At 68.4% G+C, this 14,471-nt stretch carries 11 protein-coding genes; 1 reads left to right on the top strand and 10 read right to left on the bottom strand.

The features are described 5' to 3' along the window. Nucleotides 1-81 precede the first annotated feature (81 nt). From rodA to OO69_RS40185, 9 genes are all read right to left on the bottom strand, one after another. Complete coding sequence (rodA, locus tag OO69_RS40225; protein WP_033285896.1) at nt 82-1,278, bottom strand: rod shape-determining protein RodA; 1,197 nt, start codon at nt 1,276-1,278, stop codon at nt 82-84. After that, a complete protein-coding gene (gene mrdA, locus OO69_RS40220; protein ID WP_033285895.1) occupies nt 1,275-3,539 on the bottom strand; it encodes a penicillin-binding protein 2 in 2,265 nt (754 codons plus the stop codon). The genes rodA and mrdA overlap by 4 nt, the downstream gene beginning before the upstream one ends. Nucleotides 3,540-3,687: 148 nt before the next feature. After that, nucleotides 3,688-4,356 (bottom strand): rod shape-determining protein MreD, encoded by a 669-nt coding sequence (gene mreD / locus OO69_RS40215; RefSeq protein WP_033285894.1) that lies wholly within the window; start codon nt 4,354-4,356, stop codon nt 3,688-3,690. 12 nt (nt 4,357-4,368) lie between these two features. Further along, nucleotides 4,369-5,310 (bottom strand): rod shape-determining protein MreC, encoded by a 942-nt coding sequence (mreC, locus tag OO69_RS40210; RefSeq protein WP_033285893.1) that lies wholly within the window; start codon nt 5,308-5,310, stop codon nt 4,369-4,371. Between the two features lie 178 nt (nt 5,311-5,488). Further along, nucleotides 5,489-6,508, bottom strand: coding sequence for a rod shape-determining protein (locus OO69_RS40205; protein ID WP_019065566.1), 1,020 nt, complete (start codon nt 6,506-6,508; stop codon nt 5,489-5,491). A 276-nt stretch (nt 6,509-6,784) separates the two neighbouring features. Next, on the bottom strand, nt 6,785-7,198 hold the full coding sequence (gene ndk / locus OO69_RS40200; protein WP_033285892.1) for a nucleoside-diphosphate kinase: 414 nt from the start codon (nt 7,196-7,198) through the stop codon (nt 6,785-6,787). 100 nt (nt 7,199-7,298) lie between these two features. After that, on the bottom strand, nt 7,299-7,664 hold the full coding sequence (locus tag OO69_RS40195) for a DUF4233 domain-containing protein (protein ID WP_033285891.1): 366 nt from the start codon (nt 7,662-7,664) through the stop codon (nt 7,299-7,301). Nucleotides 7,665-7,670: 6 nt separating this feature from the next. Further along, complete coding sequence (gene folC / locus OO69_RS40190) at nt 7,671-9,158, bottom strand: bifunctional tetrahydrofolate synthase/dihydrofolate synthase (protein WP_033285890.1); 1,488 nt, start codon at nt 9,156-9,158, stop codon at nt 7,671-7,673. 135 nt (nt 9,159-9,293) lie between these two features. Further along, a complete protein-coding gene (locus OO69_RS40185; RefSeq protein WP_033285889.1) occupies nt 9,294-11,918 on the bottom strand; it encodes a valine--tRNA ligase in 2,625 nt (874 codons plus the stop codon). A gap of 136 nt (nt 11,919-12,054) precedes the next feature. On the opposite strand from OO69_RS40185, the gene OO69_RS40180 reads away from it, so the two are divergent. Continuing rightward, nucleotides 12,055-13,062: a membrane protein gene (locus tag OO69_RS40180; RefSeq protein ID WP_033285888.1), complete on the top strand. Its 1,008-nt coding sequence runs from the start codon at nt 12,055-12,057 to the stop codon at nt 13,060-13,062. 77 nt (nt 13,063-13,139) lie between these two features. Here the strand turns inward: OO69_RS40180 and clpX are convergent, their stop codons facing one another. After that, entirely contained in the window at nt 13,140-14,426 is a 1,287-nt protein-coding gene (gene clpX, locus OO69_RS40175) for an ATP-dependent Clp protease ATP-binding subunit ClpX (protein ID WP_033285988.1), read from the bottom strand. Nucleotides 14,427-14,471: the final 45 nt, after the last annotated feature.

The following is a 14,471-nucleotide window of genomic DNA, read 5'->3' as shown; positions in this document are numbered from 1 at the left end:
CCGGGATGGCAGGGGGCGTCCCAAATGAACCCCGGGGGAACTCGGGTAAATGGGGTGGTAACGACCGGGCAAAAGTTGTGACTACGCGGACATCGGGCGCTGCACCCGGATCGACTGCAGCAGCCCCACCGCGAGCCACACCGCGAACATCGACGTACCTCCGTACGACACGAAGGGCAGTGGCAGACCGGTGACCGGCATGATGCCGAGGGTCATGCCGACGTTCTCGAAGGCCTGGAAGGCGAACCAGGCGACGATCCCGGCGGCGACGATCGTGCCGTAGAGCTCGGTCGAGTCGCGGGCGATGCGGCAGGCGCGCCACAGGACCACGCCCAGGAGGACGAGGATCAGGCCCGCGCCGACGAAGCCCAACTCCTCGCCCGCGACGGTGAAGACGAAGTCCGTTTGTTGTTCGGGGACGAACTGGCCTGTCGTCTGGGAGCCGTGGAAGAGGCCCTCGCCGGTGAGGCCGCCCGAACCGATCGCGATGCGGGCCTGGTTGGTGTTGTAGCCGACGCCGGCCGGGTCGAGGCTCGGGTTGGCGAAGGCGGCGAAGCGGGCGATCTGGTACTCGTCCAGGAAGTGCAGCTGCCACACCGCGATCGCGCCCAGGGTGCCCGCGCCGAGCAGGCCGAAGATCCAGCGGTTGGACGCGCCGGAGGCCAGCAGGACGCCGAGCACGATGATGACCATGACCATGACCGAGCCGAGGTCGGGCATCAGCATGACGATCATCATCGGGACCGAGGCGAGGCCCAGGGCCTGGAGGACCGTGCGGTGGTCGGGGTAGGGCTTGTCGCCCGCGTCGACCCGGGCGGCGAGGATCATCGCCATGCCCAGGATGATCGTGATCTTCACGAACTCCGAGGGCTGGAGCGAGAATCCGCCGCCGAGCACGATCCAGGAGTGCGCGCCGTTGACCGTGGAGCCCAGCGGGGTCAGCACCAGCAGGATGCCGAACACCGAGGCGCCGTACAGGAACGGGACGACGACGCGCAGGGTGCGGTGGCCGACCCAGATGACGCCGATCATCAGGGCGATGCCGATGCCGGTGTTCATCAGGTGCCGGATCAGGAAGTAGTACTGGTCGCCCTGGTTGATCTCGGTGCGGTTGCGGGTTGCCGAGTAGACCAGGAGCGAGCCGATCAGGGACAGGCCGATCGCCGACAGCAGTATCGGCCAGTCCAGCCGGCGGGCCATCGAGTCACGGGCGAACACCCGTGTCCAGCCGGCCCGGTCGGGCCCGTATCCGGAGACGGAGAAGCTGTTGCCGGTCATGTGAGCATCCTCCGGCTACCCCTTCTGCGCGGACGCCTGCGGGTGTTGCTGTTGGTGGTGGACGGTGAGGGCGCGACGGCCGGCTGCTGGGTGTCGTCCGCGGGGGTGACGCCCCCCTCGGTCGCCTTCTCCTGCTGCTTCTCCAGCTCCTTGGCCGGGTCGGCGGTGATCTTCGGGGAGGCGATCGTGCCGTCGGCGCGGACCTTCGGGAGGCTCGTCTGCGGCGTGGGCAGCATCGCCTTCTTCTTGTCGATGGAGCCGTCGGCCTGGACGCCGTACATCGCGTTGTAGATGTTGCGCACGGCCTCACCGGAGGCGCCGGAACCCGTACCGGCCTGCGCGATCGTCATGACGACCGTGTAGTCCTTGGTGTAGGTGGCGAACCAGGAGGTGGTCTGCTTGCCGTAGACCTCCGCCGTACCCGTCTTGGCGTGCAGCTCGATCTTGTCCTGCGGCCAGCCCTGGAACTTCCAGGCGGCGGTACCGCTGGTGACCACGCCCGCGAGGGCCTTGTCGATGCCCTTGTGGGTGGCCGCGCTGATCGGCAGCTTCGCCTTCACCTTGGGCTTGATCTCCTGGACCGTCTTGCCGTCGGCGCTGACGATCGCCTTGCCGATGGTGGGGACGTACTCGGTGCCGCCGTTGGCGAGCGCGCCGTAGATCATGGCCTCCTGGATCGGCGTGACGAGGGTGTCGCCCTGGCCGATGGAGTAGTTGATCGAGTCGCCCTCGCGCATCTTGTTGCCTTCGAGGCAGTTCTCGTACGCGATCTGCTGGACGTACGTGCCGCCCTTCTTGCCGGTCTTGCACCAGTAGGCCTTGTTGGCCTCCCAGGTCTCCTGCTTCCACTTGCGGTCCGGGATCCGGCCGGTGACCTCGTTCGGGAGGTCGACGCCGGTGGTCTTGCCGAGGCCGAACTGGTGGGCCGCCTTGTAGAAGTAGTCCTTGGGCTCACCCTTCTTCGGGTTGATGCCGCCGTCCTTCTTCCACTGGGCGTCGGCGAGACCGTAGAAGACGGTGTCGCAGGAGACCTCCAGCGCGCGGCCCAGCGAGATGGGGCCGAAGTTCTCGCCCTCGAAGTTCTTGAAGACCTGGCCGCCCACCGAGTACGAACTGGTACAGGGGTAGCCGCCGTCCCAGGTGTAGCCGGCCTCGACCGCGGCGGCCGTGGAGACCACCTTGAACGTCGAACCGGGCGCCGACTGACCCTGTATGGCCCGGTTCAGCAGCGGGTAGTCGGAGTTCTTGCCGGTGAGCTGCTTGTAGTCCTTGGCGGAGATGCCGCCGACCCAGACGTTCGGGTCGTACGTCGGCGCGGACGCCATGGCGACGATGCGGCCGGTCTTGGCCTCCATCACGACGACGGCACCGGAGTCGGCCTTGTAGTTCTCGCCGGTGATCTTGTCGAACTGCTGGCGGGCGCTCTTCATCGCCTTGTCGAGCTGGTACTCGGCGACGCGCTGCACGCGGGCGTCGATGCTGGTGACGAGGTTCGAACCGGGCTGCGGGGCATCGGACTTGGCCTTGCCGATCACGCGGCCGAGGTTGTCGACCTCGTAGCGGGTGACGCCGGCCTTGCCGCGCAGCTCCTTGTCGTACTCGCGCTCCAGGCCCGAGCGGCCGACCTGGTCGGAGCGCAGATACGGCGAGTCGGAGTCCTTGGCCTGGGTGATCTCGTCGTCGGTGACCGGCGAGAGGTAGCCCAGCACCTGGGCCGCGTTGGCGTCGCCGGGGGCCGCGTAACGCCGGACGGCCTCGGGCTCGGCGGTGATGCCGGGGAAGTCCTCGGCGCGCTCGCGGATCTGCAGGGCCTGCTTGGCGGTGGCCTCGTCGGTGATCGGGATGGGCTGGTAGGGCGAGCCGTTCCAGCAGGGCTGCGGGGTCTTCGCGTCGCACAGCCGGACCTTCTGGATGACGTCCGCGGGCTTCAGGCCCAGCACGCCGGCCAGCTTGGTGAGGACGGCCTTGCCGTCGTCGGCCTGCTTCAGCAGGTCGGTCCGGGAGGCGGAGACCACGAGCCGGGTCTCGTTGTCGGCCAGCGGCACACCGCGCGCGTCCAGTATCGAACCGCGCACCGCGGGCTCGACGACCTGCTGGACGTGGTTGCCGGACGCTTCCTTCTGGTACGCGGCGCCCTCACGGATCTGCAGGTACCAGAGGCGCCCGCCGAGGGTGCCGAGGAGGGAGAGGACGAGAATCTGGATGACGACGAGCCTGATCTGAACCCGTGGAGTCCGACCGGTCTCGGGAATGTTAGTCATGGGCGAAGCCCATCCCTTTGAGGGTGGTGGTGGGAGACGGGTGGGCGTTGGTCATGTGGTGCTGCCTCCCCCTCTCAGTGCGCGTACACGATGCGTGTATGAGTCATATACGACGGACCTGTGGATCTGTGGCCCAACTCCCCGGAGTTCAAAGCCTCTTGACCCCCTTGATACGTCCCGCACGGGCCACGCGGGCGCGAGCGGTCTTCATCTTCAGGCCGCCGCGCTGGCCGCCGATCTTCAGGCCGGTGCCGGAGGAGAGCCAACCCGAGGAGATGTCGGCCGACTTGGCCGCGTTCGTCTCCGCGAGCGGGTCGTTGTCGGCGCGCCGGGCCAGCGCCATGATCCCGGGGACGACGAACGGCGCGAGCAGCAGGTCGTACAGCGAGGCCGTGAACAGCAGGCTGCCGAGGCCGACATGGCGGGCGGCGGTGTCGCCGACGAGGGCGCCGACACCGGCGTAGAGCAGGGTGGCGCCGATCGCGGCGGCGACCACGACGGCCATCGGGCCGGTGGCCGACTTCAGGCGGCCGTTCTCCGGCTTGGCCAGGCCCGCGAGGTAGCCGATGACGCACAGGACGAGGGCGTACCGGCCGGCCGCGTGGTCGGCGGGCGGGGCCAGGTCGGCGAGGAGACCCGCGCCGAAGCCGATGAGGGCGCCCGAGACATGGCCGTAGACCATGGCGAGGCCGAGGACCGTGAGGAGGAGCAGGTCGGGGACGGCGCCCGGGAGGTGGAGGCGGGCGAGGACGCTCACCTGGATCACGAGGGCGACGACGACCAGCGGCACGGAGAGCAGGATCCGGTTGACACGCATGGGGAGGGGCTCCTACTGCTGTTGCTGGCCGTCGACCGGCGCGTTCGCGGACGGGGTGACCGTGACGGTCACCGTCGGGGTCGGGGTCGGCTTGGGCTTCGCGGGCAGGACCGTGTCACGCGGGTCCTTCTTCGGGGCCTCCACGACCACGCCGACGATGTCGAGCTTGGTGAAGTTCACGTACGGCGTGACGTACAGCGTGCGGGTCAGGCCGCCGCCGGAGGGGTCGACGCGGGAGACGACACCGACCGGGACACCGGGCACGAACGGCTTGTCGGCCTGCGAGCCGAAGGTGACCAGCCGGTCGCCCTTCTGCACCTCCGCCTTGCCGTTGAGGAGTTCGACGCGCAGCGGGCCGTCGCCCTCGCCGGAGGCGAAGCCGAGTTCGTCGTTGCCCTCCATGCGGGTGCCGACGGTGAAGTCGGGGTCGTTGGCGAGGAGGACGGTGGAGGCGTCCGGGCCGACGGTCGTCACGCGCCCGACCAGTCCGTTGCCGTTCAGGACGGTCATGTCGCGCTTGATGCCGTCGTTGGCGCCGACGTCGATGGTGATCGTCCAGGAGAAGCTCTGCGCGGCTCCTATCGCGATGACCTGGGCGCCCTTGATGCCGTACTGGCCCTCGCCGGCCACCTTCAGCATCTTGTCCAGCTGGGTCAGGCGGCTGCGGTTGCGGTCGTCGCTGCCGAGCTTCGCCTTGAGGGCCGCGTTCTCCTTCTCCAGGACGGCGAGCCGGTCGTGCCGCTCACCGGAGTCGCGGACCGCGGAGACCGCGTCACCGACCGGATTGACGGCGGACGACACGCCGTTCTCGATCGGGCCGAACACAGTGGCCGCGGCCCGGCGGGCTCCGTCGACCGGCGAGTCCTGCCCTCCCCGGATGTCCACCGTGATCAACGCGAACGCTACGGCGATCAGCAGCACCAGGAGCAGCCGGCTCTCTCGTGTGTCCCTCACGTGCGGCGGCCGTGCCTTCCTCATAGAAATGTGCAGAGGTTCAGGTATGGAGGTGTTGTACGAGCGGGAGTTGTACGTGCAGACGGAAACAAAGGCTTATGTCGGAGCCTATGCCTCCGTATCAACGATCCGCCGCACGAGAGGAGATCATCCCGTACGGCGGAATCGAAGCGTTACGTCATCTGCGCGGCTGGGCGTCCAGAACCTGCTGGAGCGCCTCGAACTCCTCGACGCACTTGCCGGAGCCGAGCGCCACGCTGTCGAGCGGGTCCTCGGCGATGTGGATCGGCATGCCGGTCTCCCGGCGCAGCCGCTCGTCGAGACCCTTCAGCAGGGCTCCGCCGCCGGTCAGAACGATTCCTCGGTCCATGATGTCGCCGGACAGCTCCGGCGGGCACTTGTCGAGGGTCGTCTTCACCGCGTCGACGATCGCGTTGACGGGCTCTTCGATCGCCTTGCGGACTTCGCCGGCGGAGATGACTACGGTCTTGGGCAGGCCGGAGACCAGGTCCCGGCCGCGGATTTCGGTGTGCTGGTCGTCGTCGAGGTCGTACGCGGAACCAATCGTGATCTTGATCTGCTCAGCCGTCCGCTCACCCAGAAGGAGCGAGTACTCCTTCTTGATGTGCTGGATGATCGCGTTGTCCAACTCGTCGCCCGCGACGCGGATGGACTGGGCGGTGACGATGCCACCGAGCGAGATGACCGCGACCTCCGTGGTGCCGCCGCCGATGTCCACCACCATGTTGCCCGTGGCCTCGTGGACCGGCAGGCCGGAACCGATGGCCGCGGCCATGGGCTCCTCGATGATGTGCACCTGGCGGGCGCCGGCCTGGGACGACGCCTCGATGACGGCACGGCGCTCGACGCCCGTGATGCCCGAGGGCACACAGACGACGACGCGGGGGCGGGCCAGATAGCGCCGCTTGTGGATCTTCAGGATGAAGTAGCGGAGCATGCGCTCGGTGATCTCGAAGTCGGCGATGACACCGTCCTTCAGCGGACGTACGGCAACGATGTTGCCGGGCGTGCGCCCGATCATCTTCTTGGCTTCGGAGCCGACCGCGAGAATGCCACCGGTGTTGGTGTTGATCGCGACGACGGACGGCTCGTTGAGTACGATCCCGCGACCCCTGACGTACACCAGCGTGTTGGCGGTCCCGAGGTCGACAGCCATGTCACGGCCGATGAACGACATTGAGTTCCCCATCAGGATTCGTCTGGCCTTCCCGGGAGCTTTTGAGGGCTTTTCAGGTCGGCGAAGTGGGTGCTGTGACGTGAAGGCTTCCATCGTAGACGCGCCATCACGAACACTGCGCGAGGGTCTTCGCCATTGTCAGCATGTGAGGCGCGGCCTCGCTTGTGGAGACGGCCCAACGGGGGCACTCGTTCCCCCGATCGGCACGCATATGCCAAGAGACGGCCGGAAAAACACGGCCGCCCCTGGTCAGGCATGTGGGTTACTGATGGAGATTCAGCCGCGCCCGGGGAAGAAGATCTTCACCTCGCGTTCGGCGGACTCCTCCGAGTCCGAGGCGTGGATCAGGTTCTCGCGGACGATGACTCCGAAGTCGCCGCGGATCGATCCCGGCGCGGCGGCGATCGGGTCGGTCGGACCGGCCAGCTGGCGTACGCCCTCGATCACCCGGTCGCCCTCGACGATCAGCGCGAGCACCGGGCCGGAGGCCATGAACTCCATCAGCGGCTCGTAGAACGGCTTGCCCTTGTGCTCGCCGTAGTGCTGCTCCAGGGTGTCCTGGTCCAGGGTGCGCAGCTCCAGCGCGGTGATCTGCCAGCCGGCCTTGCGCTCGATCCGGCTGATGATCTCGCCGGTCAGGCCACGACGTACGGCGTCGGGCTTGAGCAGGACGAGGGTGCGCTGGGTCACGACAGGACTCCTTCTGATCATGATGGTGCGGGTCGGCTCATGGTCGTGTCACGGTCGTCTCACGACAAGGCCGAGGCTACAGGGCGTGTCCATGCGCCCATTACGCAACGTCAGGTGTAGTGGAGCCGGCCTGCGCGGCCTGTGCCGCGAACCGCGCCTTCGCCTCGTCGATCTTCCGGCCGTAGTGCACCGAGGCCCACCACAGGGCCGCGAAGATCGCCCCGAGGAAGAACATGGACGGCACGACCACGCCCGACGCGATCAGCGCGATCTGCAGCGCCCAGCCGAGCGCGGTGCCGGCCGGCCGGGTCACCACGCCGCACAGCGCGACGGACAGGAACATCGCGATCCCGCACACGGTCCACACGGTGGAGGTGGCCAGGTCCGGGTCCTTCATGGCCACGAGCCCGGCGAAGCCGATCACGAAGAACTCGCCGATCAGCGTGGAAGAACAGAGCGTACGCACGGAAGGTCAGCCCCTCCCCAGGAGCAGTCGGGCTTCACCGACGGTGATGACGGAACCGGTGACGAGCACACCGCCGCCCGCGAACTCGCCGTCCTCCTCGGCCAGCGTGATCGCGGCCTCCAGCGCGTCGGGCAGCCGCGGCTCGACCTGCACGCGCTCGTCGCCGAACACCTCGACGGCGATCCCGGCCAGCTCGTCCACGTCCATCGCGCGGTGACTGGAGTTCTGCGTGACGACGACCTCGGCGAACATCGGCTCGAACGCTTCGAGCAGCCCGCGCACGTTCTTGTCGCCGCTGGCGCCCACGACTCCGATCAGCTTGCTGAAGTCGAACGCCTCCGCCACGGCCTCGGCGGTGGCGCGGGCGCCCGCCGGGTTGTGCGCCGCGTCCAGCACGACGGTCGGCGAGCGCCGCACCACCTCCAGCCGCCCGGGCGAGGTGACGGACGCGAAGGCCTTCCGCACGGTGTCGATCGAGAGCGGATCGGGCCGCTGCGCCCCGACCCCGAAGAACGCTTCTACGGCGGCGAGCGCCACGGCCGCGTTGTGCGCCTGGTAGGGGCCGTGCAGCGGGAGGTAGATCTCCTCGTACTCGCCGCCCAGCCCACGGAGGTTGACCAACTGCCCGCCGACGGCGACCTGCCGGGACACGACCCCGAACTCCAGCCCCTCGCGGGCCACGGTCGCGTCCACCTCGACGGCCTTCTTCAGCAGCACCTGCGCCGCGTCCACCGGCTGCTGCGCCAGGATCACGGTCGCGTCCTGCTTGACGATGCCGGCCTTCTCGGTGGCGATCTCGCCTGTCGTCTCGCCGAGGCGGTCGGTGTGGTCGAGGTCGATGGGGGTGACCACGGCGACGGCGGCGTCGATGACGTTCGTGGCGTCCCAGGTGCCGCCCATGCCGACCTCTACGACGGCCACGTCGACCGGCGCGTCCGCGAACGCGGCGTACGCCATGCCCGTGAGCACCTCGAAGAACGACAGGCGGAACTCCTGCTGGGCGTCGACCATCTCGACGTACGGCTTGATGTCCTCGTACGTCTCGATGAAGCGTTCGGCGGAGATCGGGGCGCCGTCGAGGCTGATGCGCTCGGTGATCGACTGGACGTGGGGGGAGGTGTAGCGGCCTGTGCGGAGCTCGAAGGCGCCGAGGAGGGCCTCGATCATGCGGGCCGTGGAGGTCTTGCCGTTCGTTCCCGTGATGTGGATCGAGGGGTACGAGCGCTGGGGGTCGCCCAGGACGTCCATCAGGGCGGCGATGCGGGTGACTGAGGGTTCGAGTTTGGTTTCGCCCCAGCGGGTGGCGAGGTCGGCCTCTACCTTGCGGAGGGCGGCGTCCAGCTGGGGGTCTTCCGGGCGGCCGGGTACGTCTGGCTGGGGGGTGCCGGTGCCCTGGGTGCGGAGGGTGCGGCTGCCGGCCTCGATGACCGCGAGATCTGGGTCGCGGTCGGTCTCGGCGGCGACGATCTCTTCGAACGGGTCGCTGTCAGTCACACGGTCAGTCTACGGAGGTCTGCGTGGTCTTTCGTCTGCGGGCCGGTGGGGGCTGGTCGCGCAGTTCCCCGCGCCCCTAGGGGATGAAGGCCCCGGCGCTGAAAAGCACCGGGGCCTTCACCTGACTACAAATCCCTACGCCTCCGGCAACGCGTCCAGCTGGGTCTTGATGCGGGTGATGTCCTCGTCGGCCTTGGACAGGCGGCCGCGGATCTTGTCGACCACGTTGTCGGGGGCCTTGGCCAGGAACGCCTCGTTGCCGAGCTTGGCCTCGGCCTGCTGGCGCTCCTTCTCGGCCGCCGCCAGATCCTTCGCGAGGCGCTTCCGCTCCGCCGCGATGTCGATCGTGCCGGAGAGGTCGAGGGCGACCGTGGCGCCGCCGACCGGGAGGGTGGCCGTCGCCGCGAAGGCGTCGCCCTCCGGCTGGAGGCGGAGGAGCTGGCGGATGGCGGCCTCGTGGGGGGCCAGGGCCGTGCCGTCCAGGGTGAGGCGGGCCGGGACGCGCTGGCCGGGCTGGAGGCCCTGGTCGGCGCGGAAGCGGCGGACCTCGGTGATGACCTGCTGGAGCGTCTCGATCTCACGCTCGGCTGCCGGGTCACGGAAGCCCGAGTCCTTCGGCCAGTCGGCGATGACGATCGACTCGCCGCCCGTGAGGGTCGTCCAGAGGGTCTCCGTGACGAACGGGACGATCGGGTGGAGCAACTTCAGGGTGACGTCGAGGACTTCGCCGAGGACACGCTTGGAGACCTCGGCCGGTTCGCCGCCCGCCATGAACGTCGTCTTGGACAACTCGACGTACCAGTCGAAGACTTCGTCCCACGCGAAGTGGAACAGCGCGTCGGAGAGCTTCGCGAACTGGTAGTCCTCGTAGAGCGCGTCGACTTCGGCGACCGTGGAGTTGAGGCGGGACAGGATCCAGCGGTCGGTCGCCGACAGGCGCTCGGCGTCCGGGAGTTCGCCCTCGATCGTCGCGCCGTTCATGAGGGCGAAACGGGTCGCGTTCCAGAGCTTGTTGGCGAAGTTGCGGGAGCCCTGGACCCAGTCCTCGCCGATCGGGACGTCGACGCCCGGGTTGGCGCCGCGCGCGAGGGTGAAACGGAGCGCGTCGGAGCCGTACTTGTCCATCCAGTCGAGCGGATTGACCGCGTTCCCGAAGGACTTGGACATCTTCTTGCCGAACTGGTCGCGGACCATGCCGTGCAGGGCGATGGTGTGGAACGGCGGAGTGCCGTCCATCGCGTAGAGGCCGAACATCATCATCCGGGCGACCCAGAAGAAGAGGATGTCGTAGCCGGTGACCAGGACGGAGTTCGGGTAGAACTTCGCGAGCGACTCGGTCTGTTCGGGCCAGCCGAGGGTGGAGAAGGGCCACAGGCCGGAGGAGAACCAGGTGTCGAGGACGTCGGTGTCCTGGTGCCAGCCCTCGCCCGTGGGGGCCTCGTCGTCGGGGCCGACGCAGACGACCTCGCCGTTCGGGCCGTACCAGACCGGGATGCGGTGGCCCCACCACAACTGCCGTGAGATGCACCAGTCGTGGAGGTTGTCGACCCAGTCGAAGTAGCGCTTCTCCATCTCCTGCGGGTGGATCTTGACCCGGCCGTCGCGGACCGCGTCGCCGGCCGCCTTCGCGAGCGGGGCGACCTTGACCCACCACTGCATGGACAGCCGCGGCTCGATGGTCGTCTTGCAGCGCGAGCAGTGGCCGACCGAGTGGACGTAGGGCCGCTTCTCGGCGACGATCCGGCCCTCGGCGCGCAGGGCGGCGACGATCGCGGAGCGGGCTTCGAGGCGGTCCTGGCCCTGGAAGGGGCCGGGGACGGTGATGACGGCGTGCTCGTCCATGACCGTGATGGCCGGCAGGTCGTGCCGCTGGCCGATCTCGAAGTCGTTCGGGTCGTGGGCCGGGGTGACCTTCACGGCACCCGTGCCGAACTCGGGGTCGACGTGCTCGTCCGCGACGACCGGGATGGAACGGTCGGTCAGCGGCAGCCTGATGAGCTTGCCGACGAGGTGCTTGTACCGCTCGTCGTCGGGGTGAACGGCGACGGCCGTGTCACCGAGCATGGTCTCGGCGCGAGTTGTGGCGACGACGATCGTCTCGTCACCCTCGCCGTACTTCATGGAGACGAGCTCGCCGTCGTCGTCCTGGTACTCGACCTCGATGTCGGAGATCGCGGTGAGACAGCGCGGGCACCAGTTGATGATGCGCTCGGCGCGGTAGATCAACTCGTCGTCGTAGAGCCGCTTGAAGATGGTCTGGACGGACTGGGACAGGCCCTCGTCCATCGTGAAGCGCTCGCGCGACCACGCGACACCGTCGCCGAGGCGGCGCATCTGGCCGGAGATCTGGCCGCCGGACTCGCCCTTCCACTGCCAGACGCGCTCGACGAACGCCTCCCGGCCCAGGTCGTGGCGGGACTTGCCCTCCTTGCCCAGCTCGCGCTCGACGACGTTCTGCGTGGCGATGCCGGCGTGGTCCATGCCGGGCTGCCACAGCGTCTCGTAGCCCTGCATGCGCTTGCGGCGCGTGAGGGCGTCGATGAGCGTGTGCTCGAAGGCGTGCCCCAGGTGGAGCGAGCCCGTGACGTTCGGCGGCGGGATGACGATCGTGTACGGCGGCTTCTCGCTCTTCGCGTCCGCCTCGAAGTAACCCCGCTCCACCCAGCGCTCGTACAGCGGCCCCTCTACATCGGCCGGCGCGTACTGGGTCGGCAGTTCGGAGTCGGGCGCTGGTGGCTGCTGCTGAGCGTTCTCGGTCACGGGCCCAGTTTAGGGGTGTCGCGGGGGTGTCCCGAAACGCGTTTGTTCTGTAACGGTGCGCCCCCCGATGCTCTGCGCTTCCTGTGACTGGGCCAGGATGTCGGGATCACATAAGCATCTGGAGGGGAACCCAGAAATGAGCTACAACCAGCCGGGCCCGTACGACGGGCAGCCTCAGCAGCCCGGTCCGTACGGTCAGCCGGGTCCCTACGGCCAGCCTCCCCAGCAGGCGCCGCAGGGCGCCCCCCAGCCCGGCTACGGCTACCCCCAGCAGGCTCCCCCCGCCCAGCCCGGCTACGGCTACCCGGCGCAGCAGCCCCCGCAGGGCGTCCCGCCGCAGGGACCCTACGGCCAGCCGCAGCCGCCGTACGGTCAGCAGCCGCCGTACGGCCAACCTCCTTACGGGCAGCCGCCGTACGGGGTTCCGCAGCCTCCCGCGGGCGGCGGCAAGAAGAAGACGGGGCTGGTCATCGGTGCGGTCGCGGTGGTCGCCGCGGTGGCCGTCGGCGCCTACTTCCTGCTGGCCGGCGGCAGCGGATCCGGTCTCGCGGACGACGGTCCGCACAAGCTGACGACGCCGGCGAAGGTGCTCGGTGACTACAGCCGGGCGACCAAGGACGGCGACACCAGCGACAGCGGCTCGTCGACCGTGAAGGACCTGGAGAAGAGCGGCGTCAAGAACGGCACCGCCGTCTTCGGCGCCTACACGACGGCCGACCTGAGCGGCTACAACCCCAGCGACCCCTCCACCGCGCCCAGCGCGGCGGAGCTGCTCACGGCCAAGGGCATCTCGCTCATCGGCGCCTACGGCAAGATCGCCGATCCGCAGAAGGCCCTCGACGCGTTCTTCGCGGACATCCAGAAGGACGTCAAGCAGAGCGGCTCCTCCAGCAGTTCGTCGGGCGGCAGCCAGCTGGTCGGGGACCCCGAGTCGGTCGACGTCGACGGCGCGGTCATGAAGTGCCAGGCGGCCAAGGGCACCAACCAGGCGACCAAGAAGACGCAGACCGACTGGTTCTGCGCCTGGGCCGACTACAGCACCATCGCGATGGTCTCCCCCGGTGACAACACGACCGACGTGTCCAAGGACACCGCCGTCTCCATGACGACCAAGCTGCGCAAGGAAGTTCGGGTGAAGAGCTAGCCCCGAGGCTTCAACTACGAAGGGCGCCCGGTCGGTTGACCGACCGGGCGCCCTTCGTGTCGTACTGGGTGCGGCTGTTACGCCGTCTTCTGCTCGCCCGGACCGCGGCCCCGCGCGTCACGCGGGATCAGGGTCGGGTTGACGTTCGACAGGACGACGTCCGCCGTGATGACGACCCGGGCCACGTCCTTGCGGGACGGGACCTCGTACATGACGCCCTGGAGGACTTCCTCCATGATGGCGCGCAGGCCGCGCGCGCCGGTCTGGCGGAGGATGGCCTGGTCGGCGATGGCCTCGAGGGCCTCGCGCTCGAAGTCCAGCTCCACACCGTCGAGTTCGAAGAGGCGCTCGTACTGCTTGACGAGTGCGTTGCGCGGCTCGATGAGGATCTGGAGCAGGGCCTCGCGGTCCAGGTTGTGGACCGAGGTGATGACGGGCAGCCGGCCGATGAACTCGGGGATCATGCCGAACTTCACCAGGTCCTCGGGCATGACGTCCTCGAACTGGTCCTTGGCCTGCAGCTCCCGCTTCGAGCGGATCGTCGCGCCGAAGCCGATGCCCTTGGCGCCGGCCCTGGACTCGATGAGCTTCTCCAGGCCCGAGAAGGCGCCGCCCACGATGAACAGGACGTTCGTCGTGTCGATCTGGATGAACTCCTGGTGGGGGTGTTTACGGCCGCCCTGCGGCGGGACCGAGGCCGTGGTGCCCTCCAGGATCTTCAACAGGGCCTGCTGGACGCCCTCGCCGGACACATCACGCGTGATCGACGGGTTCTCGCTCTTGCGGGCGACCTTGTCGATCTCGTCGATGTAGATGATGCCCGTCTCGGCCTTCTTGACGTCGTAGTCGGCGGCCTGGATGAGCTTCAGCAGGATGTTCTCGACGTCCTCGCCGACATAGCCCGCCTCCGTGAGCGCGGTCGCGTCGGCGATCGCGAACGGCACGTTCAGCATGCGGGCCAGGGTCTGGGCGAGGAGGGTCTTGCCCGAGCCCGTGGGGCCGAGCAGGAGGATGTTGGACTTCGCCAGCTCGATGGCGTCCTCGCGGCTCTGGCCGCCGCCGTTCTCACCGGCCTGGACGCGCTTGTAGTGGTTGTACACCGCGACCGAGAGCGCCTTCTTCGCCGACTCCTGGCCGACGACGTAGCCCTCGAGGAACTCGTAGATCTCGCGGGGCTTGGGGAGTTCCTCCCAGCGGACCTCGCTCGTCTCCGCGAGTTCTTCCTCGATGATCTCGTTGCAGAGGTCGATGCACTCGTCGCAGATGTACACACCGGGCCCTGCGATGAGCTTCTTGACCTGCTTCTGGCTCTTGCCGCAGAACGAGCACTTGAGCAGATCGCCGCCGTCACCGATGCGTGCCACGGTGTGCTTCCCCTTCGCCTGGGAGCCGCCTGGGTACAGCGACTC

Origin of the sequence: Streptomyces sp. NRRL F-525 (assembly GCF_000716605.1) — a bacterium.
In the GTDB taxonomy this organism is placed as follows: Bacteria; Actinomycetota; Actinomycetes; order Streptomycetales; family Streptomycetaceae; genus Streptomyces.
The sequence above is the reverse complement of the archived record's forward strand: the minus strand, read 5'-3'. Positions and strand labels throughout refer to the sequence as shown.

What these genes read in the sequence shown, in the direction of transcription:
- OO69_RS40180 (WP_033285888.1), top strand. Translation starts at nt 12,055, where the DNA reads ATGAGCTACAACCAGCCGGGCCCGTACGACGGGCAGCCTCAGCAGCCC.
- OO69_RS40205 (WP_019065566.1), bottom strand. Translation starts at nt 6,508, where the DNA reads ATGTCGTTCATCGGCCGTGACATGGCTGTCGACCTCGGGACCGCCAAC.
- mreD (WP_033285894.1), bottom strand. Translation starts at nt 4,356, where the DNA reads ATGCGTGTCAACCGGATCCTGCTCTCCGTGCCGCTGGTCGTCGTCGCC.
- rodA (WP_033285896.1), bottom strand. Translation starts at nt 1,278, where the DNA reads ATGACCGGCAACAGCTTCTCCGTCTCCGGATACGGGCCCGACCGGGCC.
- mrdA (WP_033285895.1), bottom strand. Translation starts at nt 3,539, where the DNA reads ATGACTAACATTCCCGAGACCGGTCGGACTCCACGGGTTCAGATCAGG.